This is a genomic window from Ruminococcus sp. 1001136sp1_2201st1_G3_2201SCRN_220225, from assembly GCF_040924365.1.
Lineage (GTDB): Bacteria > Bacillota > Clostridia > Lachnospirales > Lachnospiraceae > Blautia_A > Blautia_A faecis.
The window spans coordinates 1-2550 of the sequence record NZ_JBCOME010000129.1 but is presented as its reverse complement, the minus strand read 5'-3'; the positions used below and the strand labels follow the sequence as shown (position 1 = coordinate 2550).

Annotated in this window: 3 protein-coding genes and 1 pseudogene; all 4 read left to right on the top strand. The window is 32.6% G+C overall.

Translation table 11 applies throughout. The features are described 5' to 3' along the window. The first annotated feature begins 42 nt into the window (after window positions 1-42). Complete coding sequence (locus AB5642_RS20180) at window positions 43-426, top strand: YdcP family protein (RefSeq protein WP_159751742.1); 384 nt, start codon at window positions 43-45, stop codon at window positions 424-426. A gap of 195 nt (window positions 427-621) precedes the next feature. After that, on the top strand, window positions 622-1269 hold the full coding sequence (locus tag AB5642_RS20175) for a helix-turn-helix domain-containing protein (protein ID WP_173718287.1): 648 nt from the start codon (window positions 622-624) through the stop codon (window positions 1267-1269). Between the two features lie 24 nt (window positions 1270-1293). Next, window positions 1294-2046 carry a TraX family protein gene (locus tag AB5642_RS20170; protein ID WP_237926130.1) on the top strand — a complete coding sequence of 251 codons (753 nt, stop codon included), beginning with the start codon at window positions 1294-1296 and terminating at the stop codon, window positions 2044-2046. Window positions 2047-2140: 94 nt separating this feature from the next. Then, window positions 2141-2550, top strand: a pseudogene (locus AB5642_RS20165) (ATP-binding protein); the annotation flags it as partial.

The window sequence follows — 2550 nt, the reverse complement described above, 5'->3', positions numbered from 1 at the left end:
GATATTGTAGCAGTTGAAGAAAAGTAAAGGAGTGAAGAATTTATGAGATTATCAAACGGGTTTGTTATTGACAAAGAAAAAACATTTGGAGAATTAAAATTTACAGCGGTGCGTGATGTGTTCTTGCAGAACGAGGACGGGACACCGAGTACCCAGCTTAAAAAGCGTATCTATGATTTGAAGTGCAGTCTGCATGGTGGAATTATCCCCGTGTCTGTACCGCCAGAAGTACCGTTGAGGGAATTTCCGTACAATGCAGTCGTGGAGCTTGTCAATCCCGTAGCCGATACGGTATCAAGAAAGACCTATACAGGTGCAGATGTGGACTGGTATGTAAAAGCAGAGGATATTGTGTTGAAGAATAAAGGCAATCAGAACACAGGTAATCCACAGAACCATACACCGCAGGGACAGCCGAAAAAATAGTCATTTATAAATATTGCTATTGCTTCTCCTTTCAAATAGCTCTATAATTTGTTTTATGCGAATTATTCTATATCTGTATATATCAAAGCAATATTTCGTTCTGTAAAAGAAACTTTGCTAAGATGTAAAGGAATTTTGATAGATTTCTAATGAAAAAAATAAGATAATGCTGTTTGAAAGGAGGACAGATTTGAAATGAATATAGGAGAACAGATAAATAATCTGCGAAAACAACATGGTTTAAGTCAAGATGATTTTGCGAATTTATTTAATGTTTCCAGACAGACTATTTCTAATTGGGAAAATGGTAAAAGTTACCCCGATTTAGAAATGATTATAAAGGTAAGTGATTATTTCAAAATCTCTATTGATGAATTATTAAAAAATGATGTTCAGACTGTAAAAAAAATTGATAATGAAAAAAAGGCAAAAAAGAAGTATCTTATACTATTGCTAGTTTTATGTTTTTTAGGAACTGTTACTATCTGGGGATTATACAGCAAATATCAAGATAGCGTAGCGGTTAATTTTACAATGGAAAAACATGAAACTTATAAAAGCAATGAAACAAAAGAACCGTCTATGAATATTACAAACGGATATTTTTCAGTCCCTAAAGATGAAAAACTTGATATACAAGTAAAAGGTGCTACTGATAACGGTAAACTTCATATTACCATTGCAGATAAAGACAATAAGATTTATTATCAATTAGACGGTCAAGAGTTGAATGATTTACAAACTTTGTATTTTGAAAAAGGTTCCTATATTATTCAAATCGTTGCTGATGATTATACAGAAGATATTATAAGTCTTAACTACAATATCAAAATAGAAAATTAACGGCAAATCATCAGTCATAATAAAATGAAAAAAATTATTTCGGGAAGTACATTAAAAATATTGGCAATGATTTTTATGGTAATAGACCATTTAGGTCAAGTGGTATTAAAAAATGGAATTATCCTAAATGCTCCATATTCTATGTTTACAGATGAGCAATTTGATATTTTAATGTCCGCAGTCAATATTTGTCATATTTTAGGTAGAATTGCATTCCCTATCTTCTGTTTTTTATTAGTAGAGGGCTTTTTTCATACACATAATCTCAAGAAATATATTTTAAACTTAGGAATTTTTGCACTTATTTCTGAGCCTATTTATGATTTAGCTTGTGTAGGAACTTTATTCAGTTTGGGACAGCAAAATGTTTTATTCACGCTGTTATTAGGGTTGATTATTTTAACAATCATAAAAAGATTTAACAAAAATGTGATAATCTCTTTTGTAACAATAGCAATCGGGGCGTATATTTCATATATTTGCAATTTAGACGGTTGGTATTATGGAATAGCCTTAATCAGCGTGTTTTATCTTTTTTATGATATGCCAACATTAAAATATACTGCTTCTATTTTAGTTATGTATATTTGTGGACTGAATTTTACAATAAGTGGATTTATTGACCCTTATTTTTTAACCGCTGTAACATCTTTACTGTTTATTTCAATGTATAATGGTGAGCGTGGAATGAAAATGAAATATTTCTTCTATGTTTTTTATCCCGGACATTTGCTCATATTCTACCTTGTAAGTTTAATACTTATTAAAATAATGTAGTCATTAGTAAATAAGTCAAAATACTGATATTTTATAAAGCGGTTAGTCTTAGGATTGACTGCTTTTTTCATATCCAGAAAGGAGTGATTGATTTATGCGTATGATTTGGAATAAAGGACACCGTATCAGAGCCAGCGACAAGCACCTTGTCTACCATTTCTCCATAGGTACGCTTCTGTTTGTATTCGTGGCGGTTCTCCTGCTATTGAATATAAAACAGCTCATGTGTACCGATTGGGAACATTTCAGCTTGTTAGAGAACGGCTTGACGCTTTCCACATACAACTTCATAACCATACTGATAGCGACTGGTGTTTGTGCATTGGTCGCTTTTCTGTATTACCGCTTCTGTTACGACAGTTTCAAGAAGCTCCTGCACCGTCAAAAGCTGGCAAGAATGATACTGGAAAATAAGTGGTATGAAGCCGATACCGTACAAGACAGCGGTTTTTTTACTGACCTGCAAAGCAGATCAAGGGAAAAAATCGTCTGGTTTCCAAAGAT

Coding starts and splice junctions, on each gene's coding strand:
- AB5642_RS20180 (WP_159751742.1), top strand. CDS start 43: ATGAGATTATCAAACGGGTTTGTTATTGACAAAGAAAAAACATTTGGA.
- AB5642_RS20175 (WP_173718287.1), top strand. CDS start 622: ATGAATATAGGAGAACAGATAAATAATCTGCGAAAACAACATGGTTTA.
- AB5642_RS20170 (WP_237926130.1), top strand. CDS start 1,294: ATGAAAAAAATTATTTCGGGAAGTACATTAAAAATATTGGCAATGATT.